Genomic DNA, 21,284 nt, shown 5'->3' with positions numbered 1-21,284 from the left:
CGCCCGGCATCCATGCAGTTCAGAGAGGAATGCGAACGTGCAGCGTTGGACTTCGAGAACGCGCAGGGCGGTGCTCGCCGCGGGGATCGCCGCGACACTGGTCGCCGGCGCCGCGGGGGGTCGACGTCTCGACCGTCCTCTCGCTCGAATCGAGCGGCGTGGTGTTCCGGGATGCCGCCGGCCGGCCGGCCGACATCTTCGAGGTGCTGGCCGACAACGGGGTGAACTCGGTGCGCATCCGGGTGTGGAACGACCCGTTCGACGCGTCGGGGCGCGGCTACGGCGGCGGCACCGTCGACGTCGAGCGCGCCGTCCAGATCGGTCAGCGGGCGACCGCGGCGGGCCTGGACGTGCTCGTCGACTTCCACTACTCCGACTTCTGGGCCGACCCGGCGCGCCAGCTCGCCCCGAAGGCGTGGGCGGCCCTCGATGACGCGGTCACCGTCACCGCGCTCCACGACTTCACGGCCGATGCGCTGCAGCGGTTCGCGGACGCCGGCGTGGACGTGCGCATGGTGCAGATCGGCAACGAGACGAACAACGCCATCGCCGGTCACACGCGCGCAGGCCGCGCCATCGATGAGCAGTTCGCGGCGCTGGTGTCGGCCGGCAGCGCCGCCGTGCGGGAGGTGCTCCCCGGTGCGCTGGTGGCCGTCCACTTCACGATTCCCGAGACCTCCGGGCGCTACGCCGAGTACGCGGCGGGCCTCGCCCGGTTCGGCGTCGACTACGACGTCTTCGCGAGCTCGTACTACCCGTACTGGCACGGCACGCTCGCCAATCTGACCGACGTGCTGTCGCAGGTCGCCACGACGTACGGCAAGAAGGTCATGGTCGCCGAGACCAGCTGGGCCCGCACCCTCGAGGACGGCGACGGCTACCCGAACGTGATCGGCGCGAGCGGGACCACCAGCCAGTACCCCGTCAGCGTGCAGGGGCAGGCGTGGGAGCTGCGCGACGTGATCGCGGCGGTCGCGGCCGTCGGCGACGCCGGCGTGGGCGTGTACTACTGGGAGCCGGCCTGGCTCCCGGTCGGGCCCGCCGACCAGGTCGAGGCGAACCGCCTCCTGTGGGAGCAGTTCGGCTCGGGATGGGCGTCGAGCGCTGCGAGCGCGTACGATCCGCTGCACGTCGGCGACTCGTACGGGGGCTCGGCGTGGGACAACCAGTCGCTGTTCGCCTGGGACGGCACGCCGCTGGAGTCGCTGCGCACGTTCTCGTACGTCCGCACCGGTGCGATCGCCCCGCGCGCGGTGGTCTCGGTCGAGGACGTCGCTCTCACCGTCGTCGACGGATCGCCGGTGGAGCTGCCTGCCGCGATCACCGTCGCCTACAACGACAGGACGACCGAGCAGCAGACTGTCACGTGGAGCGCCGCCGCCGACTGGATCCGCGGGCCCGGGAAGTACGAGATCCCCGGCAGGACGGCATCCGGTCTCGCCGTCGTCGCCGACGTCACGGTCGCCGCGGCCGACCACGTGGTCAACGGCGGGTTCGAGGATGCCGACATGGGCACCTGGCGGCTCACCGACCCCGCCGCGCGGCAGGAGACCGCAGATGCGGCGGCCGGCGATCACGCCGTCACATTCTGGAGCGGGTGGGCCTACCATACCTCGGCGTCCCAGACCGTGACGGGCGTGCCGGCAGGGACCTACGTGCTGCAGGCCACCACTCAGGGGACGAACAGCCCCGGGACCGATACGCGCACGCTGACGGCCCGCACCTCCGAGGGCACGTGGAGCGCACCGCTGGAGTTCACGGTCTGGAACGACTTCCACACCGCGTCGGTGCCGGGGATCGTCGTGGGCGCCGACGGGGTGGTCGAGATCTCGGCGGACTTCGCCCTCTCGGCGGGCGCCTGGGGCGTGCTCGACGAGGTGCACCTGATCGACGCGGCCTCGGCGGGTGGCGCGCAGCCGGTCGACAAGACAGCCGTCGAGCGGGCCCTCGCGACCGCGGCGGCCGTCGATCGCGCCCGCTACACGGACGCGTCGCTCGCGCAGCTCGACGAGGCCGCGGCGGTGGGCGAGGTCGTGCTCGCGGCGTCGCGCGCCTCCGATCGCGACGTCAAGGACGCCGCCAAGCTCATCGTCAAGGCCGTCCACCAGCTGAAAGCAGTGAAGAAGCGGTAGCGCCCGCCCTGGTCGTACCTAGCCGCGCACGGCGAGCGCCGCCTGATACAGCTCGCGGCTGGAGTGTCCGGTGAGTCCGGACACTTCGGCCGCGGCATCCTTCAGCCGCACTCCGTCGCGCACGAGCTCGAGCACCTGCGTGACCGCGTCGGGGAACGCCACCCCGCGCGCGGGGGCACCCGCCACGACGATGACGAGCTCGCCGCGGACGCCGCCCTCCGCCCACGAGACCAGTTCGCCGAGCGTGCCGCGCGCGACCTCCTCGTGCAGCTTCGTCAGCTCGCGGCAGACCGCGGCGCGCCGGTCGGCGCCGAACTCCGCCGCCATGTCCGAGAGAGTGGATGCCACACGCGACGGCGCCTCGAAGAACACCATCGTGCGGGGTTCGGCCGCCAGGGCCCGCAGCGCCGTCGTGCGCTCCCCCGCCTTGCGCGGCAGGAAGCCCTCGAAGCTGAAGCGGTCCGTCGGCAGACCCGACACCGCGAGCGCCGTCACGACCGCGCTCGGGCCCGGGATCACGGTGACCACCACGCCTGCCTCGGCCGCGGCGGCCACCACGCCGTAGCCGGGGTCGCTCACCGTCGGCATGCCGGCATCGCTCAGCACGAGGACGTCCTGGTCCCGGGCGAGCTCGACGAGCTCGGGCGCTCGATCCTTCTCGTTGTGGTCGTGCAGCGCGATGAGTCGCGGTCGGTTGGCGACGTCGAGGGCGGCCAGCAGGCGCTGTGTCGTGCGCGTGTCTTCGGCGGCGACCACGGTCGCAGCCTCCAGCGCCTCGACGAGCCGGCGGGACGCGTCCCCGAGGTTGCCGATGGGGGTCGCCGCGAGGATGATCACCGCTTCAGCCTAGACGCGGCTCTCAGCTTCGGCAGGGGCCGCCGCCTAGACTTGGCGGCGTGACGGACGCCCCGCGGCCCGCTGTCGACCAGCACAGTGCCGACCAGCCTGCCGCGCCCCTCCTGCCTCCCTCGCGTCCGAGCATGTATGACCGGTTCGCGGCGCGGGTCACGACGGATCCGCGAGCACAGCGCCTGTACCGCTGGCTCGGCCCCGCCCTGGTCGTGGTGCTGGCCGGCGTGCTGCGGCTGTGGAACCTCGCAGCGGCGCACGACCTCATGAACCAGTTCGACGAGACGTATTACGTCAAGGACGCCTGGTCGATGCTGCATCTCGGCTACGAGGGCTCGTGGCCGTCGGACGGGAACGCGAGCTTCCTCTCGGGCGACCCGAACGTCTTCACCGCCAACCCCGCGTTCGTGGTGCATCCGCCCCTCGGCAAGTGGATCATCGGGCTCGGCATGCTCGTGTTCGGGCCCGACTCGGGCTGGGGCTGGCGCATCACGACCGCCCTGCTCGGCACGGCGTCGGTGCTCGTGCTGATGCTCATCGCCAAGCGCCTCACACGCTCGACGACGTTCGCCGTCGTGGCGGGCCTCCTCATGGCCGTGGACGGCCTCGCGATCTCGATGAGCCGCGTCGCCCTGCTCGACACGTCGCTCACGTTCTTCGTGCTCCTCGCGTTCCTGCTCGTGCTCCGCGACAGAGAGCGGACGATGGCGCGCATCGCGACGACGGTCGCCGCCCGCTATGACGGCGACAGCCCGCCGTCGTGGGGTCCGATCCTGTGGAACCGGCCGTGGATCATCGCCGCCGGGGCGGCGCTGGGCGCTGCGAGCGCCGTCAAGTGGTCGGGTGCCTGGGTGCTGGCAGGCCTCGGCGTCTACCTCGTCGTCACGGACGCGCTCGCGCGGCGCCGCGCCGGCGTCCTGCTCTGGCCGACGGATGCCGTGCGCCAGGGCCTTGCGACGTTCGTGCTCCTGGTCCCCGTCGCCCTCGTCGTCTATCTCGCGTCGTGGACGGGGTGGCTCGTCACCGACGGCGGCTACGACCGCCACGCGGGCAGCAGCGCGCTGGAGAGCCTGTGGCTCTACCACGAGGCGATGTACCGCTCATCGGCGGGGATCACGGGCGGCCACGCGTATGCGAGCCCGGCGTGGCAGTGGCCGCTGCTGATGCGCCCGACGGGCGTGTACTGGCACCTCGACGGGCTCAGCGTGAACGGCTGCGATGCCGCCAACGGCTGCGCGCAGGTCATCTCGACCATCCCGAACCCGCTCATCTGGTATGCGGGAGTCGCGGCGGTGCTGTACCTCGCGTACCGCTTCTTCGTGGTGCGGGACTGGCGCTACGCGCTCGTGCTCACGGGTGTCGCCGTCACGTACGTGCCGTGGCTGTTCCTGCCGACGCGCACCGTGTTCCAGTTCTACACGGTGCTGATCCTCCCGTTCATGCTGCTCGCGCTGACGTTCGCGCTGCGAGACATCGCCGGCCCACCGGACGCGCCGTCCTACCGCCGCCTGACCGGGCAGCGTCTGGTGCTCGTGTTCCTCGGTGTGGCGCTGGCGCTGTCGGTGTTCTGGTACCCCGTGATCTCGGCGATGACCGTGACCTACGACTTCTGGCACCTGCACGCCTGGATGACGGGCTGGATCTGACGCCTGCCCGCCGGCTCAGGGCACGAGCGCTGCGGGGTCGGTGACCGGCAGCCGACACACGAAGTCCCGGCAGTCGTACGCGGTCGGCAGTCCGTCGCGGACACTCTTGTCGGCGAACAGCCCGAATCCCGCGGCGGCCCAGGCGTCCGCCTGCTCCGGCGTCACGACGGCCACGAGGTCGGCCGGGATGCCGCGCGCCACGGCCGCGAGCTCGGCACCGGGATCGGGTGTCACGACCACGAGGTGGCGGGGCGCGACAGCGAGCGTCGCTGCGACCCGCAGCAGCGCGCCGTACGCGAGCGGCTGCGCCAGCGCCGCGGGCGCGTGTTCGGCGACGAGGCCCTCCGCACGCTCTCGGTATGCTCCGTCGGCGCCCAGCAGCCACAGGAGCGCGGACGCGCCGGCGAGCGCCGCGGGGCCGGACGGCTCGTCACCGTCCGACGCAGCGTCCGGGGCGCCGATCCCCTGCTGCGCGAGCACGGGGTCGCCGCCGCCGGGCGGCGCCGGCTCGACGCCGCCGTCGAAGCAGGCGTCGACGAGCTCGCGCGCCCGCACGGCGTACGCGACTTCTCCGGTGGCGACGGCGAGCGCCGCGAGTCCGCCCGCGACCTGGCCGTAGTCGGCGAGCGTGCCGGGCGAGCGCGACGCCACCTCGTCGAGCGACGCGCGCACGAGCCGCCCGTCCGCGGCGACGTTGGCCTCGAGCACCGCATCGGCGGCCCACCGTGCCGCCTCGATCCAGGCGGGCTCGCCGAACGTGGCGCCTGCGCGGGCGAGGGAGGCGATGGCCAGGCCGTTCCAGCCCGTGACGACCTTGCCGTCGACAGCCGGGGGTTCCAGACCGGCACGGCCGGCGGCATCCGTCGCGTAGTAGCCGCCTTCGCTGCGGGCGCCGTCGATCCAGGACTCGGAGTCCTGCGCCGCGCCGAACCCGCCGCCGGGCTGCTGCAGCACGTCGATCAGGAACCCTGCGATGCCGCGGACGACAGCCGGCCGCGGCGGTGTCGCGTCGAGCGCGACGTCGAGCAGCTGCGCGTTGTCGGTGAGCATGCGCTCGTAGTGCGGGACGCTCCAGTCCGGGCGCGTGGCGTACCGGAAGAACCCGCCTTCGACGGCGTCGCGCAGCGGCGAGTCCGCCATCGCGGTCAGGGCGCGATCGGCGACGGCGGATGCCTCGGCCGCACCGTCCCTGACGACCCGGGTCTGCAGGAACCGCAGCGCGGTCGCGATCGGGAACTTGGGCGCCGCGGCCTGGGGATCGCCGAATCCGCCGTACCGTGGATCCTCGCGCGCGGCGAGGGCACGGGCGGCGCTCTGCAGCTCGGCGGCCTCCGGCGTCCGCCTCGGCCGGTCGCCGGCGGCGGTTCGCGCCTCGGCGAGGGCGCCGGCGATCGCGTCGGCCGTCTGGTCGATCTCGTCGCGGCGCTCGCGCCACGCCTCGTCCACGGCGGCCAGCACCTGCCGGAACGCGGGGATGCCCGCTCGCGGCACGGGCGGGAAGTAGGTGCCTGCGTAGAACGGGCGTCCCTCGGGGGTCGCGAAGACGGTGAGCGGCCAGCCGAGGTTCGCAGTGAAGGCGGATGCGGCGGCCATGTAGGCGGCGTCGACCTCGGGATGCTCTTCGCGATCGACCTTCACTGCCACGAACCCCGCATCGAGGTCGGCGGCGGTGGCGGCATCCTCGAACGACTCCCGCGCCATCACGTGGCACCAGTGGCACGTCGAGTAGCCGATCGACACGAGGACGGGCACGTCGCGACGCCGCGCCTCGGCGAATGCCTCCTCACCCCACGGGTACCACGCGACCGGATTGCCCGCATGGGCTCTCAGGTACGGGCTCGTGGCGTGCGCGAGGCGAGGGTTCACGGCATCCGCTCCATCACACGGCGAGGATCAGTTGACCTCGTCGGGATGCGAGCTCACGCGGCCCGAGCCGTCGCCCGCGTCCATGGCGTCGATCGCCGCGATCTCGTCGGTGGTCAGGTCGAAGTCGAACACGTCCAGGTTCTCTTCCAGACGCTCACGGCGCACCGACTTGGGGAAGACGATGAAGCCCTTCTGCAGGTGCCAGCGCAGCACGGCCTGCGCGGGCGTCTTGCCGTGGGCGGCGGCGGCGGCGACGACGGGCTCCGCGGCGAAGAGGTCGTACTTGCCCTGGCCGAGGGGACCCCACGACTCGATGCGGACGTCGTGCGCGGCGGCCCAGTCGGTGATGTCGCGCTGCTGGTACGCGGGGTGCAGCTCGATCTGGTTCACGGCCGGCACCACTCCGGTGGCCGCGACGATGCGCTCGAGGTGCGGCACGAGGTGGTTCGAGACGCCGATGCTGCGGGCGAGGCCCTGGCCGCGCAGTTCGACCAGCTTCTCCCACGCGTGGACGTAGTTGTCGTGCGCCGGCGCCGGCCAGTGCACGAGGTACAGGTCGACCCGGTCGAGGCGGAGCTTGTCGAGGCTCTCGGCGAGCGCGGCGTTCGGCTCGTCGCCGGCCTGGCGGTCGTTCCAGAGCTTGGTCGTGATGAACAGCTCGTCGCGCGCGATGCCGCTGGCGGCGATGGCCGCCCCGACGCCCTCTTCGTTGCCGTAGATGGCCGCCGTGTCGATGTGGCGGTAACCGACCTCGAGCGCCTCGCTCACGGCGCGCTCCGTGTCGGCCGGCGGCACCCGGAACACGCCGTAGCCGAGCTGCGGGATCTGGTTGCCGTCGTTCAGGGTCACGCTGGGGACTGTCATGGTCTCCAGCCTAGGCGCCCCTCGGCGGGGCCGGGCGGCGTCGGCTGACGCCGCAGTCAGGGAGCGTCACGCGAGATCCCGAGCGGATGCTGCCAAGGCGGCGCGTCATCGGGCGAGGGGATCTCAGGGAACACCGAACGTCTGCCGCGATGCCCGCGACGCGACGGTCGCCCGGGACCTTTGAACGGCACCGCGGGCCCTCGTGCCCATGCGGCGAGCGAGTCCCTCAGGCAATTCTCCTCGGCATCCCAGCCGATCGCCGTCTCGTATTTGGCGCGAAGATCGGCCACGGTGTCTTCGAGCGACTCGAGCCCGCTGCGATCGAGTCGGTACCACCGCCACTTCTCCTCGGCACGGACGTCGACGAGGCGGGCATCCCGCAGGAGCCGCAGGTGCTTGGACACCGCCGTCCGGCTGATCCGGAACTCGCGGCCGACCGCGTCCGCCAACTGTCCCGACGTGTGCTCACCGCTCGCAAGCACCTCGACGAGCCGCCTCCGCACGGGATCGGCGAGCGCTTCGAACGGATGCATGCGCCGACGCTATCGATGCATCGCCGCGCCCGCGGCGGCGCAGCTGCCCGTTGTGGACAGCCCGGCCCGGGCGCGCTGCTGGGGAGGAGACCGCCGTCGCGTTTCGGCCAGGGCGTATGTCTGAAAAGACCGATGAACCTCCTGCTCACACGTGCTCCGGCCGCGGTGCAGATCGTCGACGGATTCGAACTCTTCGTCCGTTGGTGGCCCGCCCCGTGCTTCCACGCGCGTCGATGAACTTCCGGTTCACACAGCTACCTGCCACCGCCGCTCGGCGCGCTGCCGGCCCCGCCTTGTCGCCGTGTGAACCGAAGGTTCATTGACCGCCCACCCATGGCGCGCGTGTGAGCGGGAAGTTCACTGACCCGCGATCAGACCACCTGATGCGAACCGAAAGTTCACTCACACTGGCCCACCACCGCGCGTCGTGCCACCCAGAAGTTCAATGCGTTTTTCAGAGGTACCCGCTGCGCCGCGACGAAGACACGCCGGCCGAGCCGGACGATGCATACTGCCGTCCCACCCCACTGGGGAAGAGTGGCCGACGACGCGATACGATCGAAGGCTATGTCTGCGCCCGCACCCGTCATCTCATATCCGCCGGAGCTTCCTGTCAGTGCGGCGCGCGACGAGATCGCGCGGGCGATCCGCGACCACCAGGTCGTCATCATCGCGGGTGCGACCGGCTCAGGCAAGACGACGCAGCTGCCGAAGATCGCGCTCGAACTGGGCCGCACGCGCATCGCCCACACGCAGCCGCGCCGCCTCGCCGCCCGCACGATCGCCGAGCGCGTGGCGGAGGAGCTGCGGGTGCCGCTCGGCACGACCGTCGGCTACAAGGTCCGCTTCACCGACAAGGTGTCCGCCGACACGAGCATCGCGCTCATGACGGACGGCATCCTGCTCAACGAGATTCACCGCGACCGGCTGCTGCGCCGCTACGACACGATCATCGTCGACGAGGCGCACGAGCGCTCGCTCAACGTCGACTTCCTGCTCGGCTATCTGCGCCGCATCCTCACGAAGCGGCCCGACCTCAAGGTCATCATCACGAGCGCCACCATCGACCCCGAGAGCTTCGCGAAGCACTTCGCCGAGCCCGACGGCACGCCGGCGCCCATCATCGAGGTCTCCGGCCGCACGTTTCCCGTCGAGATCCGCTACCGCGCGCCGCAGAAGCCGGCGAAGGGTGAGGACGACTCGGACGACGTCGACGGCATCACGTCGGCGCTGCGCGAGCTCGACCGCGAGCCCTCCGGCGACGTCCTGGTGTTCCTCCCCGGCGAGGCCGAGATCCGCGACGCGGCAGACGCGGTCCGCGGCCTGTACGCCCGCGACGCCGCGCCGACCGAGGTGCTGCCGCTGTACGGCCGGCTGTCCGCGGCCGAGCAGCACCGCGTGTTCGAACCGTCGCAGGTCGCGGGCGTGCGCCGCCGCGTCATCCTGGCGACCAACGTCGCCGAGACGAGCCTCACGGTGCCCGGCATCCGCTACGTCGTCGACACCGGCACGGCGCGGATCTCGCGCTACAGCAACCGCAGCAAGGTGCAGCGGCTGCCGATCGAGCCGGTGTCGCAGGCGTCGGCCCAGCAGCGGTCGGGTCGCGCCGGCCGCACCAGCCCGGGTGTGGCCATCCGCCTGTACGCGGAAGACGACTTCACCGCCCGGCCCGAGTTCACCGAGCCCGAGATCCTCCGCACGAGCCTGGCGTCGGTCATCCTGCAGATGCTGTCGCTGGGGTTCGGCGACATCTCGTCGTTCCCGTTCCTGACGCCGCCCGACTCGCGCGGCGTGAAGGCGGCGTTCGACCTGCTGGTGGAACTCGGCGCGGTGCGCTCCGGTCGCGACCACCACGCGCTCACGGATCTGGGCCGCGAGATCTCGCGACTGCCGATCGATCCGCGGTTCGCGCGCATGCTGATCCAGGCGCGGCGCACCGGAGTGCTCCGCGACGTCCTCGCGATCGTCGCCGGCCTGTCCATCCAGGACGTGCGCGAGCGCCCCGAAGAGCGCCGGGAGGAGGCCGACCGGCTGCACGCGCGGTTCACCGACCCGACGAGCGACTTCCTGAGCCTCCTGAACCTGTGGAACCACCTGCAGGAGAAGCAGGCCGAACTCGGCTCGAGCGCGTTCCGCAGACTCTGCCGCTCCGAGCACCTCAACTACGTGCGTGTGCGCGAGTGGGCGGACGTGCACCGGCAGCTCAGCGCCCTCGTCGGGGTGCCCCGGCGAGGCAGCGACGACAGCGGCGCAGCGGATCCCGATGTCGTGCACAAGGCGATCCTGTCGGGCCTGCTGTCGCAGCTCGGCGTGCTGGACGATCGCTCGACGGCCCGCACCGCCGGCCGTGGCCCGTCCGGTGGCGACGCCAAGCGTCGCACGCCTCCTGCCGAGTACCTGGGTTCGCGCGGCACGCGGTTCGCCATCTTCCCCGGCTCGGGGCTTCGTAAGCAGCGCCCGCAGGCGGTCATGGCCGCGGAGGTCGTCGAGACGAGCAGGCTGTTCGCGCGCACCGTCGCGGCGATCGACCCCGAATGGGCCGAACCGCTGGCGGGCGATCTCGCCAAGCGCTCGCTGAGCGAACCGCACTGGTCGAAGGCGTCGGGTGCGGCATCCGCGTACGAGAAGGTGACGCTGTTCGGCGTCGAGATCATCCCGAAGCGGCGGGTGCAGCTCGCCCGGTTCGACCGGCCGTTCGCCCGCGAGCTGTTCGTGCGCCACGCGCTCGTCGAGGGCGAGTGGGACACCTCGCACCTCGACAAGCGTCTCACCGCGTTCGAGCGCCGCAACCTCGATCTGCGCCGCCGCCTGGAGAAGATCGAGGAGCGCGAGCGCCGCCGCGACATCCTCGTCGGCGATGAGGCGGTGTTCCGGTTCTACGATGCGCGGCTTCCGCAGGACGTCTTCGACGCCCGCTCCTTCGAGGCGTGGTGGAAGGATGCCGCCACCCGCACTCCGCGCCTGCTCGACATGACGGAGGCCGACCTGGTCGACGCGGCGTCGCGCGGCGACGAGCGGGACTTTCCCGCCCGCTGGCGCCAGGGCGACCAGGTGCTCTCGCTCGCCTACCGGTTCGAGCCGGGTGCCCCCGACGACGGCGTGACCGCGGTCGTCCCCCTCGCTCTGCTCGCGCAGCTGCGTCCGGACGGCTTCGACTGGCAGGTGCCGGGCATGCGCGACGAGCTCATCACGGCTCTGCTGCGGTCGCTGCCCAAGTCGATCCGCCGCCACGTGGTGCCGGCAGCCGACTGGGCGGCGACGTTCGCCGCAGATCTGGCCGGCCTCGGTCCGGAGGCGCACGACGGGCTGCCGCCGACGGGCCTGCGCGACGCCCTCGCCGCCCGCATCCAGCGCGTGGCGAACCAGCCTGTCGCGGCGGCGGACTTCGAGCTCGATCGCGTGCCCGGCCACCTTCTGGTGTCGTTCCGGGCCGTCGACGAGCGCGGCCGCACGGTGGGGTCGGACCGCGACCTCGCGACGCTGCAGGCGCGGCTCTCCGACCGCGCCCGCGCCTCGGTGTCGCGATCCCTGAACACTCCCCCGCGGCCGGCGGGCCGTACGGCGGGACCGGCTCACTCCGCACCCGCGGGACCCACTGGCCCCGCCGGCCCCGCGTTCGCCGAGCGCACCGGTCTCACCGAGTGGACGTTCGACGACCTCCCCGAGGTCGTCGACACGAAGGTCGCCGGCGGCGTGGTGCGCGGCTACCCCGCGCTCGTCGACGAGGGCTCGTCGATCGCGCTGCGCATCGAGGCGACGCCCGAGGCCGCGACGCGCGCCACGCGTGCCGGCGTGCGCCGGCTGGTGCTGCTGGCGGTGCCGTCGCCCGTCGCCTACGTGCTCGACCACCTGACGTCGCCCGAGAAGCTCGCGCTGGCGGCATCCCCGTATCCGTCCGCGAAGGCGCTTGTCGAGGACTGCCGCGTCGCGGTGGCGGATGCCGTGATCGCGCGCGTCGCGCCCGACGCGGTCGTCCGCACCCGGGTGGGGTTCGAGGCGGTCCGCGACGCGCTGTCGGCGGTGATCGTCGACGAGCTGTTCCAGACCGTGTCGCTGACCGCTCGCATCCTGACCGCGGCGCGGAACGTGGAACGCGCCATGCGCGACGCGAACTCGCTGACGCTGCTGGGCGCGCTGAACGACGTCAAGGCGCAGCTGGGCGGTCTCGTGCATCCGGGGTTCGTGTCCCGCACCGGCACCGCGCGCCTGGCGCACCTGCCACGGTATCTGCGCGGTGCGCTCGAGCGCGTGAAGACCCTGCCCGACAACCCCGGACGCGACCGCCAGCGCATGACCGAGTTCGAACGCGGCGCAGCGCTGTATGCCGAGGCGGGCGGGACGATCCCCGTCCCCGCCGACGCGCCGACGGGGATCGTGCACACGCGGTGGCTGCTCGAGGAGTATCGGGTGAGCCTGTTCGCGCAGGCGCTCGGCACCGCCGAGCCCGTGTCGCTGCAGCGCATCGGCAAGGCGCTGCGCGAGTGATCGACGGCGCGCGGGAATGACGGGCCGCCCGGGAGGATTTCACACGACATGACCAGAGCCATCGCGTACACCGAGTTCGGGGGCCCCGAGGTCCTGCACGAGATCGAGGCCCCGCCGGTCGACGCCGGACCCGGAGAGGTCGCGATCCGGGTCGAGGCGGCGGGCGTCAACCCGATCGACGCGAAGCTGCGCGCCGGCCTGCGCGCGTCGGCCGCGATCGTCGAGCCGCGTCGCGTCGGCAACGACGGTGCGGGCGTCGTCACCGCGGTCGGGGACGGCGTCGACGGCCTCCGCGTGGGCGAGACGGTCGTGTTCGGCGGCGCGCACGGCGCCTACGCCGACGCGGTCGTCGTGCCCGCGGGCAATGTCTACCCGCGTCCGGCGAACGTGAGCGCGGCCGAGGGCGCCGCGCTGGGGATCCCGGTGGGCACCGCGTACCAGACGCTGCGCTCGCTGGCCGTCGGCCCCGGCGACACGCTGCTCGTGCACGCGGGTTCGGGGGCGGTCGGGCAGGCCGTCATCCAGTTCGCCGTGCTGTGGGGCGCGACCGTCATCGCGACGGCGTCGCCCGCGCGGTTCGAGCGGCTGCGCGCGCTCGGCGCGATCCCGGTCGCGTACGGGGACGGCCTCGCCGGCCGCGTGCGGGAGGCGGCGCCGCAGGGCGTCACGGTCGCGATCGACGCCGCCGGGACCGACGAGGCGCTGCAGACGTCGCTCGAGCTGGTGCCCGACCCTCGTCGCATCGCGACCCTGGTGCGGGGGGCGGATGCCGGCGGCCTCGGCATCCGGGCCTTCTCGGGCGGCTCCCCCGAACCGCTCACCCCTCAGCAGCAGGCCTGGCGCGCGGAGGCCGTGCCGGTGGCCCTCGCGCTGCTCGCGGCGGGCGCCTTCTCGGTCGAGCTCGGACCCGAATTCGCCCTCGCCGACGCGGCAGAGGCGCACCGTGCCGTCGCCGCCGGTGCGCACGGCAAGATCACGCTGGTGCCCTGAGCCGGCATCCCGCCGCGGCCGCTCAGATCGTGCCGGTGACGTCGGCCGGAGCGGCTCCGGTCGCGACCGGGCGTCCCGGGGTGTTCGACCACTGGCTCCACGAGCCCGGGTACAGCGCCAGCTCCCGTCCGGCCAGCTCGGCGGCGAACACCGCCTGCGCCGCGGTGACGCCCGAACCGCAATAGGCAGCCGCCGCCACCCCGGGCACGACTCCCACCGAGGCGAAGAGCTCGGCCAGGGCGGCGGCATCCACGAACCGCTCGCCGTCCATGTACGCGGTCGTCGGCAGATTCACGGCGCCGGGGATGTGACCGGCGACCGGATCGATCGGCTCGACCTCTCCGCGGTAGCGCTCGGCCGCTCGCACGTCGACGAGCACGCCGGCGTCGGGGAAGCCGGCGGCGTCGTCGATGGACAGGACCGGCTCTGCGATGGCGTGTACGGCGGCGTCCCCCGGTTCGGGCTCGACGGCGCCGGATTCCAGCGCGAACCCGGCGTCGATCCAGCCTCGCAGGCCGCCGTCGAGCAGCCGCACATCGGCGATACCCGACCGCGTCAGCACCCACCACGCACGCGACGCGCCGAGGGCGCGCGCATCGTCGTACACGACGACGGTGTCGCCGCTCCGCAGCCCCCAGCGCCGCACGGCCGCCTGCAGATCAGTGAGCGCGGGGAGCGGATGCCGTCCCTCCTGAGGCGCACCGTGACGCGAGAGCTCCGACTCCAGATCGACGTACACCGCGCCCGGCACGTGGCCGGCGGCGTGATCGTCGCGACCGTCCGGCTTGTCGAGCCGGTAGCGCACGTCGAGCACGCGGACGGGCGCGCCGGCGGCGAGGAGGAGGTCGAGTTCTGCGGGGGTGATGAGCTGCGCCACAAGTCCATTGTGTCCCGCGCGCGACTACTCCTCCGCGCGGGCGCCCGGGGCGCGGGTCGCAACAGTACGACACACGAAGGGGTCTCGCGGGCGGCCCGGCCCGACAATGGGTGCCATGCCTGAAGCCACTCGTCCCGCCGTCCCTCGCTCGTTCGCGACGGCGCAGGTGCAGGCCGGGTTCGTCTCGGGCCTGGCCGAGAACACCGCCGTGCCCTCGATCCACCAGTCCAACGGCTTCGAGTTCGCGTCGCTGAGCGAGGCGCGCGACCTGTTCGCCCTCCGCAAGGACGGCAACATCTACAGTCGCGCGGCCAACCCCACCGTGCTCGTCTTCGAGCGCCGCGTCGCGGAGCTCGAAGGCGGCATCGGCGCGGCGGGTGTCGCATCCGGTCAGGCCGCCGTCGCCGTCGCGCTCCTCGCCCTCGCCAAGCAGGGCGAGCACATCGTCGCGGCGCGCCAGCTCTACGGCGGCACCGTCGACCTCCTGCAGGACACGTTCGCCGACTGGGGCATCGAGGCGAGCTTCGTCGACCAGGACGACCTCGCCGCGTGGCAGGCCGCCGTGCGCCCCACCACGCGGGCCCTGTTCGCCGAGTCGATCTCGAACCCGATCGCCCAGGTGCTCGATCTGGGCGCGGTCGCCGCCGTCGCGCGGCGCGCGGGCGTGCCGCTCGTCATCGACAACACCGTCGCCACGCCCTACCTCCAGCGCGCGAAGGACTTCGGCGCCGACATCGTCGTGCACTCCGCGACCAAGTTCATCGGCGGGCACGGCACGTCGCTCGGCGGGGTCGTCGTGGACCTCGGCACCTTCGACTTCACGGCGGAGCCCGAGCGCTGGCCGCAGCTCACGCACACCTACCCGCGCGTGCCCGACGGCAGCCTCGTCGAGCGCTTCGGCGCCACCGCGTCGCCGTACATCGCGCTGGTGAAGACGAAGTACGTGCACGACCTCGGGCCGTCGCTGTCGGCGTTCAACGCGTTCCAGCTGCTGCAGGGCCTGGAGACCCTCGACCTGCGCATGGAGCGGCACACGGCGAGCGCCCTCGCGGTGGCGGAGTTCCTCCAGACGCACCCCGCCGTGGCCCGCGTGCACCACCCGGGGCTGGCATCGAGCCCGTGGCACGCGAACGCTCAGACCTACCTGCCGCGCGGCGCCAGCTCGGTGTTCGCGTTCGACCTGCACGCGACCGGCGACGCCGATGCCGACTTCCGTCTCGTCGAGGACCTCATCTCACGACTGCAGGTCATCCGCCTCGTCGCCAACATCGGCGACGCGCGCAGCCTCGTGGCGCACCCCGCGTCGATGACGCACAGCCACATGTCGCCCGCACAGCTGGCCGAGGCGCACATCTCACCGACGACGATCCGGCTGTCGATCGGGCTGGAGGACGCGCGCGACATCGTGGACGACCTCCGCCGCGCGCTCGACGGCGTCGTCGCCTCCGCTCCCGCCGAGACGGCGGGCGCGGAGCGTCAGCTGGCCGAGAGCAGCTCGCGGTAGAACCCGATCCCCCGCAGCCACACCTCGACGCGGATGCGCTCGTCGTGCGCGTGCAGCGCGTCGCGCTCGGCACGCGTCAGGTGGAACGGCGTGAAGCGGTACACGTGATCCGAGATCGCGGTGAACCATCGGCTGTCGCTCGCGCCCAGCTGCAGGTAGGGCAGCGTGACGACGTCGCCGCCGAGGGATGCCGCCACCGCTGACGCGATGCGCCGCCAGGCGTCTCCGTGCCACGGCGACACGGGCGAAGGGTCCGAGCCGTGGGCGAGGGTCACCTCCACCGCCGGGTCGGCGACGACGCGCCGCACGCGCTCCGTCGCGCCGGCGACGGTGTCGCCCGTCAGCAGCCGGATGTTGACGGTCGCCGTCGCCGAGGTCGCCAGCACGTTGTCGCCCGGGGCGCCGCGCAGCCGCGTCGTCACGGCCGTGGTGCGCACGCTGGCGTTCATCTCGGGACCGAGCCGCGACAGGACGCCCGCCACGAGCGGCCCGGTCACCGCCAGGCTGCGGAAGAGCGCGCGCAGCGGCTGGGGCGCGTGGGGCGCGACGGTCGAGAGCATCGCACGGACCGGCGGTGCGAGACGCGTGGGGAAGGGATGCCGGTGCAGCCGGTCGATGGCGCGTGCGAGGCGTGCGGTCGCAGGGTACGACGGCGGGGTGGATGCGTGCCCGCCGCCCTCGCGGGCGGTGAGATGGAGTGTCATGACGCCGCGCTCGGCGACGCCGACCATCGCGGTCGGCACGACGACTCCGGGGATCGCGCCGTCGACGACCGCGCCGCCCTCGTCGAGCACCAGTCCAGGACGGACGCCGCGCTCGCGCAGCAGCGCCACGATCGCCTGCGCGCCGCCGCCCGCGGTCTCTTCGTTGTGGCCGAACGACAGATACACGTCGCGGGCGGGGGTGAAGCCCTCGGCGACGAGCTGCTCGACCGCCTCGAGGACGGCCACGAGGGACCCCTTGTCGTCGATGGCCCCGCGCGCGTGGAGGACGGCATCCTCCCCGTCGCCGACGATCTCGGCCGCGAACGGGTCGTGCTCCCAGTCGTCGGGCACCACGGGGACGACGTCGAGGTGCGCCATCAGGACGAGCGGATCGTCCGACCGGGCGCCGACCCAGTGGAACAGCAGCGAATGCCCGTCGACGCGCTCGCGGGTGAGTGTCTCGTGCAACGCCGGGTACAGCCGCTCCATCGCCGCGGCGAAGTCGTCGAACACGGCCCAGTCGGTCTCGGACTCGTCGGCGTGCGACACCGTGGGGATGCGCAGCAACTCGCGGAACCGGTCGACGGAGGGATTCACCCCACGAGCATATGCGTCCCGATAGCCTCGGATTCATGACTTCACAGGCATCCCTCCGCTGGGGCATCCTCGGCCCCGGCGGCATCGCCCGCGCCTTCACCAGTGACCTGCGCACGGCCGGGCTCGACGTCGTCGCGGTCGGCTCGCGCCGTCTCGAAGCGGCCCAGGCATTCGCCGCGGACTTCGGCATCCCGCACGCCCACGGCTCGTACGAGGACCTCGTGGCGGATCCCGACGTCGACATCGTCTATGTCGCGACACCGCACCCCATGCACGCCGCGAACGCACTGCTCGCCCTCGAGGCGGGCAAGCACGTCCTCGTCGAGAAGCCGTTCACGCTCACCGCCGACGAAGCGGCCGCCGTGCGCGACGCGGCCGCGGCCCGCGGCCTCCTCGCGATGGAGGCGATGTGGACCCGCTACCTGCCGCACATGATCCGCATCCGCGAGATCGTCGCCTCGGGAGTGCTCGGCGAGCTGCGGGCCGTCACAGCCGACCACACGCAGCTGATCACGAGCGACCCCTCGCATCGCCTCAATGCCCTCGAGCTCGGCGGCGGCGCCCTCCTCGACCTCGGCGTCTATCCCGTGTCGTTCGCGTGGGACATCCTCGGCGAACCGCTCTCCATCGTCGCCTCGGCTCGTCTCGGCGAGACCGGTGCCGACACCGAGGTGGCCACGATCATGGCGCACGCGTCGGGCGCGCTGTCGACCACGCTGTCGGCATCCCGCGCCGCCGGACCCAACGCGGCCTCGATCATCGGCACCGAGGCCCGCATCGACATCGACCGCGTCTGGTACACCCCGACCTCGTTCCGTGTCGTCGCGCCGGACGGGCGCGTGCTCGAGGAGTACCGCTCCGACATCGAGGGCCGCGGAATGCAGTACCAGGCGCTCGCGGCCGAGCGCATCATCGCGGCGGGTGGCACCGATTCCGAGGAGCTGCCCATCGACGAGACCGTCGCGATCATGGCGACGCTCGACGAGATCCGCTCGCTCATCGGCGTCCGCTACCCCGGGGAGGACTGACATGGCCGATCTGCAAGGCGCACGCGTCGCCGTCTACCTCGACTTCGACAACATCGTGATGTCGTGGTACGACCGCGTGCACGGCAAGAACTCGTACTCCCGCGACCGGCAGAAGATCGCGACGGACCCCACCGATCCCGCCATCGCCGAGCGCCTGGCCGCGGCGACCATCGACGTCGGGGCGATCATCGACTACGCGACCTCGTTCGGCACCCTCGTACTCACGCGGGCGTACGCGGACTGGTCGTCGCCCGTGAACGCGGAGTACCGCTCGCAGCTCGTCGCCCGGGCCGTCGACCTCGTGCAGCTCTTCCCCGCCGCGGCGTACGCGAAGAACGGCGCCGACATCCGCCTGGCCGTCGATGCCGTCGAGGACATGTTCCGCCTTCCCGATCTCACGCACGTCGTGATCGTCGCGGGCGACTCGGACTACGTCCCGCTCGCCCAGCGGTGCAAGCGGCTCGGCCGCTTCGTCGTGGGCGTCGGGGTGGCGGGATCCACCGCGAAGTCCCTCGCCGCCGCGTGCGACCAGTTCGACTCGTACGACGCGCTGCCCGGTGTGGCGGCGCCGCCGACGGGGAAGAAGGATGCCGCGCCCGCCGGGTCCTCGCGGGGCGGACGCCGCGCGAAGAAGGCGCCGGCCGACCCGGTCGAGAGCCTCCTCGAGCGCGCGCTCCGCCTGGAGAGCGACAAGGAGGGCGTGGAGTGGCAGCACGCGTCGGCCGTCAAGAGCCTCATCAAGCGGCTCGATCCGTCCTTCAGCGAGAAGGGGCTCGGCCACAAGAGCTTCTCGGAGTTCGTGAAGGCGCACCCCGACGTCGCCGAGGTCGACGAGTCCGGCAACATCGTCCTCATCCGGCTCGCGCCCTCGCGGCGCTGACGTCCGGGCGCCCCACGGGCGCGCCCGCGACCGCTACGACGTCGCGGTGCGCGCCGGGGCGGTCCGGGCGAGGAACTCCAGCACGCCGGCGTTGAAGGCCTTCGGCTGTTCGATGTTCGCCGCGTGACCGTCGCGCGCGATCACCGCCGACTCGCCCCGAGCGGCCAGCGCGGCGGCCGCTGCCGCGTGCGAACTCGGCCAGAACTCGCTGTCGGAGCCCGCGACGAACAGGATCGCGGGCTCCGCCGCGGCGATCACCGGCCGCCAGTCCGCCGTGGCGTGGTCGGCGAGCAGCGCGAGCTCCCCCGGCGACAGTTCGCGCTCGCCGTCCTTCATCGCCCGCAGCAGCCTGATCAGTCGCATGCCACGGCGCAGCAGCGGGGTGCCGTGACCGGTCTCGGGGATGCCCTCGGCGAAGTAGGTGTCGACGTTCGCGGACGTGTAGCCGTAGAACCCGTGCGGCCAGTCGGCGGTGTTGAGCATCTTCGGGGTCTGGTCCACCGACACGATGGCCGCCACGCGTCCGGCGCCCTCGGCATCCAGATACGACCAGACGGTGCTGGCACCCATCGATCCGCCGATGAGCACCGCGTCACGCAGGTCGAGCAACTCCATGACGTCCCGCAGATCGCGTCCTCGACGGGCCATGTCGACCCCGGTCGCCGGGCGCTCGCCCTCGCCGTGCCCTCGCAGGTCGACCGTCAGCACGCGGTAGCCGGCGGCCGCGAGCGCCGGGACCTGATACCTCCAGCTCGTGGCGGGGGCCTTGAAGCCCGCGAGCAGCACGACCGGTCGTCCTGTCGGGTCGCCGGCGTGCGCGTAGTGCAGGCGGACGCCGTCGTCGGCACGGATCTGGGGCATGTCATCCTCCGTTCGGGAAGGCCTTGCCGGGGTTGAGGATCCCGGCGGGGTCGAGCGCGTGCTTGATCGCATGATGCATCCGCTGCACGACGGGGCTCAGTTCCTCAGCGGCGCCCGGGAGCTTCAGCAGGCCCACGCCGTGCTCTCCGGTGACGGTGCCGCCGAGGGCGCGGCAGTCGTCGACGATGCGGTCGAACGCCGCCTTCGCGCGGGCCCGCGCGTCGTCGTCGCCCTCGGGAGCGATGATGAGCGGGTGCAGGTTGCCGTCGCCCGCGTGGGCGATGTTGGCGATCACGACGTCCGCCTCGGCCGCGGTGGCCTCGATGCGCGCCAGCATCTCGGGCACGGCGCCGCGCGGCACGCAGACGTCCTCGGTGAGCACGGGTCCCAGGCGCTCCAGCGCCGGGTACGCGAGCCGCCGCGCCGCGAACAGCCGGTCGACCTCGTCCGGATCGACGGCGCGCTCCACGCGGCTGCCGCCCGCACCCCGGAACAGGGCCTCGACCTCGGCCGCCAGCTCTTCGCCGCGCGCTCCGGGCTCGTCGACCTTGGCCAGCAGCAGCGCCCCCGCCGCCTCGGGCAGCACCCAGCCCTGCCACTCGGCGACGGCATGAAGGCACGTGCGATCGATCAGCTCCAGCGCCGAGGGCACGATGCCCGCGGCGGTCACCGCCGACACGGCCCGTCCGGCGTCCGCGAGCGTCCGGAAGTAGCCGACGACCGCCCGCTCCTCGCGGCCGCCCAGCGGACGCAGCTTGACGGTGACGTCGACGATGATGCCGAGGGTGCCCTCGGATCCGACGAACAGCCCGGTGAGGTCGTACCCCGTCACGCCCTTCGCCGTCGTCCGCCCGAGTCGTGCGACCGTGCCGTCCGCGAGGACGACGGTCATCCCCAGCACGTAGTCGCGCGTCACGCCGTACTTGACGCAGCAGATGCCGCCGGCGTTGGTGGCGACGTTGCCGCCGATGGTCGAGATCGCCTGACTCGCGGGGTCCGGCGGGTACCAGAGCCCGTGCGCGGCGACGTGCCGGCGCAGGTCGTCGTTGAGCACACCGGCTTCGACCACGGCGAAGCGCTCTGCGGCGTCGACGGCGAGGACGCGGTCCATGCGCTCGAGCGAGAGCACGATGCACCCCTCGACCGCATTCGCTCCGCCCGAGAGCCCGGTCCCCGCGCCGCGGGGGACGACCGCGACGCCGTGGGCGGCGGCCACCATGACGGTCGCGACGACGTCGTCGAGGGAGGATGCGAAGACGGCGGCGGCCGGAAGACCGAAGTCGGCCCACTCGGCGTCGTCGTGGCTGAGCAGGTCGAGCGTCTCGCGCTCTGTCGTGACGGCGTCTGGCGGCAGGACGGCGCGGAGCGCCTCGGCGATGGGGGGCATGGCATTTCCGATGCTAAGCCCCCCGGCGCCGTGCACCGTCCCACGGGCTTCCGGGCCCCGAAAACGGCCGTCCGGTACAGT

The 21,284-nt window shown here is 72.6% G+C and carries 15 protein-coding genes; 7 read left to right on the top strand and 8 right to left on the bottom strand.

The features are described from left to right. Positions 1-29 precede the first annotated feature (29 nt). Complete coding sequence (locus FB391_RS08365) at positions 30-2,132, top strand: glycosyl hydrolase 53 family protein (protein ID WP_141893986.1); 2,103 nt, start codon at positions 30-32, stop codon at positions 2,130-2,132. 18 nt (positions 2,133-2,150) lie between these two features. On the opposite strand, the gene rsmI is transcribed toward FB391_RS08365, so the two are convergent. After that, on the bottom strand, positions 2,151-2,969 hold the full coding sequence (gene rsmI / locus FB391_RS08360; protein WP_141893985.1) for a 16S rRNA (cytidine(1402)-2'-O)-methyltransferase: 819 nt from the start codon (positions 2,967-2,969) through the stop codon (positions 2,151-2,153). Positions 2,970-3,028: 59 nt separating this feature from the next. On the opposite strand from rsmI, the gene FB391_RS08355 reads away from it, so the two are divergent. Beyond that, positions 3,029-4,627, top strand: coding sequence for a dolichyl-phosphate-mannose--protein mannosyltransferase (locus tag FB391_RS08355; RefSeq protein WP_246093419.1), 1,599 nt, complete (start codon positions 3,029-3,031; stop codon positions 4,625-4,627). Between the two features lie 15 nt (positions 4,628-4,642). On the opposite strand, the gene FB391_RS08350 is transcribed toward FB391_RS08355, so the two are convergent. The 3 genes from FB391_RS08350 to FB391_RS08340 are packed head-to-tail and all read right to left on the bottom strand — an operon-like array spanning position 4,643 to position 7,890. Further along, a complete protein-coding gene (locus FB391_RS08350) occupies positions 4,643-6,493 on the bottom strand; it encodes a thioredoxin domain-containing protein (protein WP_141893984.1) in 1,851 nt (616 codons plus the stop codon). A gap of 27 nt (positions 6,494-6,520) precedes the next feature. After that, on the bottom strand, positions 6,521-7,357 hold the full coding sequence (locus FB391_RS08345) for an aldo/keto reductase (protein ID WP_141893983.1): 837 nt from the start codon (positions 7,355-7,357) through the stop codon (positions 6,521-6,523). 56 nt (positions 7,358-7,413) lie between these two features. Next, positions 7,414-7,890, bottom strand: coding sequence for an ArsR/SmtB family transcription factor (locus FB391_RS08340; protein ID WP_141893982.1), 477 nt, complete (start codon positions 7,888-7,890; stop codon positions 7,414-7,416). Positions 7,891-8,457: 567 nt separating this feature from the next. Here FB391_RS08340 and hrpA point away from each other — a divergent pair. Both hrpA and FB391_RS08330 read left to right on the top strand, forming a co-directional pair. Then, a complete protein-coding gene (gene hrpA, locus FB391_RS08335) occupies positions 8,458-12,375 on the top strand; it encodes an ATP-dependent RNA helicase HrpA (RefSeq protein WP_141893981.1) in 3,918 nt (1,305 codons plus the stop codon). 48 nt (positions 12,376-12,423) lie between these two features. Further along, the gene (locus FB391_RS08330) at positions 12,424-13,365 is read left to right on the top strand and encodes an NADP-dependent oxidoreductase (protein ID WP_141893980.1); all 942 of its coding nucleotides are present in this window, start codon (positions 12,424-12,426) and stop codon (positions 13,363-13,365) included. A gap of 22 nt (positions 13,366-13,387) precedes the next feature. Here the strand turns inward: FB391_RS08330 and FB391_RS08325 are convergent, their stop codons facing one another. Continuing rightward, positions 13,388-14,242, bottom strand: coding sequence for a sulfurtransferase (locus FB391_RS08325; protein ID WP_141893979.1), 855 nt, complete (start codon positions 14,240-14,242; stop codon positions 13,388-13,390). Positions 14,243-14,357: 115 nt separating this feature from the next. On the opposite strand from FB391_RS08325, the gene FB391_RS08320 reads away from it, so the two are divergent. Then, the gene (locus FB391_RS08320; RefSeq protein WP_246093418.1) at positions 14,358-15,746 is read left to right on the top strand and encodes an O-acetylhomoserine aminocarboxypropyltransferase/cysteine synthase family protein; all 1,389 of its coding nucleotides are present in this window, start codon (positions 14,358-14,360) and stop codon (positions 15,744-15,746) included. Here the strand turns inward: FB391_RS08320 and FB391_RS08315 are convergent. Beyond that, positions 15,719-17,047, bottom strand: coding sequence for a M20/M25/M40 family metallo-hydrolase (locus FB391_RS08315; protein WP_141893977.1), 1,329 nt, complete (start codon positions 17,045-17,047; stop codon positions 15,719-15,721). The two genes, FB391_RS08320 and FB391_RS08315, sit on opposite strands and share 28 nt — an antisense overlap. 35 nt (positions 17,048-17,082) lie before the next feature. Between FB391_RS08315 and FB391_RS08310 the strand changes: the two genes are divergently transcribed. Both FB391_RS08310 and FB391_RS08305 read left to right on the top strand, forming a co-directional pair. After that, positions 17,083-18,075 (top strand): Gfo/Idh/MocA family protein, encoded by a 993-nt coding sequence (locus FB391_RS08310; protein ID WP_141893976.1) that lies wholly within the window; start codon positions 17,083-17,085, stop codon positions 18,073-18,075. A 1-nt stretch (position 18,076) separates the two neighbouring features. Continuing rightward, entirely contained in the window at positions 18,077-18,955 is an 879-nt protein-coding gene (locus tag FB391_RS08305) for an NYN domain-containing protein (protein WP_141893975.1), read from the top strand. A gap of 33 nt (positions 18,956-18,988) precedes the next feature. Here the strand turns inward: FB391_RS08305 and FB391_RS08300 are convergent, their stop codons facing one another. Together FB391_RS08300 and FB391_RS08295 are read right to left on the bottom strand one after the other, a co-directional pair. Further along, the gene (locus tag FB391_RS08300) at positions 18,989-19,816 is read right to left on the bottom strand and encodes an alpha/beta fold hydrolase (protein ID WP_141893974.1); all 828 of its coding nucleotides are present in this window, start codon (positions 19,814-19,816) and stop codon (positions 18,989-18,991) included. A gap of 1 nt (position 19,817) precedes the next feature. Then, positions 19,818-21,203 carry an FAD-binding oxidoreductase gene (locus FB391_RS08295; protein ID WP_141893973.1) on the bottom strand — a complete coding sequence of 462 codons (1,386 nt, stop codon included), beginning with the start codon at positions 21,201-21,203 and terminating at the stop codon, positions 19,818-19,820. Positions 21,204-21,284 lie beyond the last annotated feature (81 nt).

Origin of the sequence: Microbacterium kyungheense, from assembly GCF_006783905.1 — a bacterium.
Lineage (GTDB): Bacteria > Actinomycetota > Actinomycetes > Actinomycetales > Microbacteriaceae > Microbacterium > Microbacterium kyungheense.
The sequence above is the reverse complement of the archived record's forward strand: the minus strand, read 5'-3'. Positions and strand labels throughout refer to the sequence as shown.

Bases quoted from the DNA above. Each gene is read 5' to 3' on its own strand.
- FB391_RS08365 (WP_141893986.1), top strand. From the start codon at position 30: ATGCGAACGTGCAGCGTTGGACTTCGAGAACGCGCAGGGCGGTGCTCG.
- FB391_RS08345 (WP_141893983.1), bottom strand. From the start codon at position 7,357: ATGACAGTCCCCAGCGTGACCCTGAACGACGGCAACCAGATCCCGCAG.
- FB391_RS08340 (WP_141893982.1), bottom strand. From the start codon at position 7,890: ATGCATCCGTTCGAAGCGCTCGCCGATCCCGTGCGGAGGCGGCTCGTC.
- hrpA (WP_141893981.1), top strand. From the start codon at position 8,458: ATGTCTGCGCCCGCACCCGTCATCTCATATCCGCCGGAGCTTCCTGTC.
- FB391_RS08330 (WP_141893980.1), top strand. From the start codon at position 12,424: ATGACCAGAGCCATCGCGTACACCGAGTTCGGGGGCCCCGAGGTCCTG.
- FB391_RS08320 (WP_246093418.1), top strand. From the start codon at position 14,358: ATGCCTGAAGCCACTCGTCCCGCCGTCCCTCGCTCGTTCGCGACGGCG.
- FB391_RS08310 (WP_141893976.1), top strand. From the start codon at position 17,083: ATGACTTCACAGGCATCCCTCCGCTGGGGCATCCTCGGCCCCGGCGGC.
- FB391_RS08305 (WP_141893975.1), top strand. From the start codon at position 18,077: ATGGCCGATCTGCAAGGCGCACGCGTCGCCGTCTACCTCGACTTCGAC.
- FB391_RS08300 (WP_141893974.1), bottom strand. From the start codon at position 19,816: ATGCCCCAGATCCGTGCCGACGACGGCGTCCGCCTGCACTACGCGCAC.
- FB391_RS08295 (WP_141893973.1), bottom strand. From the start codon at position 21,203: ATGCCCCCCATCGCCGAGGCGCTCCGCGCCGTCCTGCCGCCAGACGCC.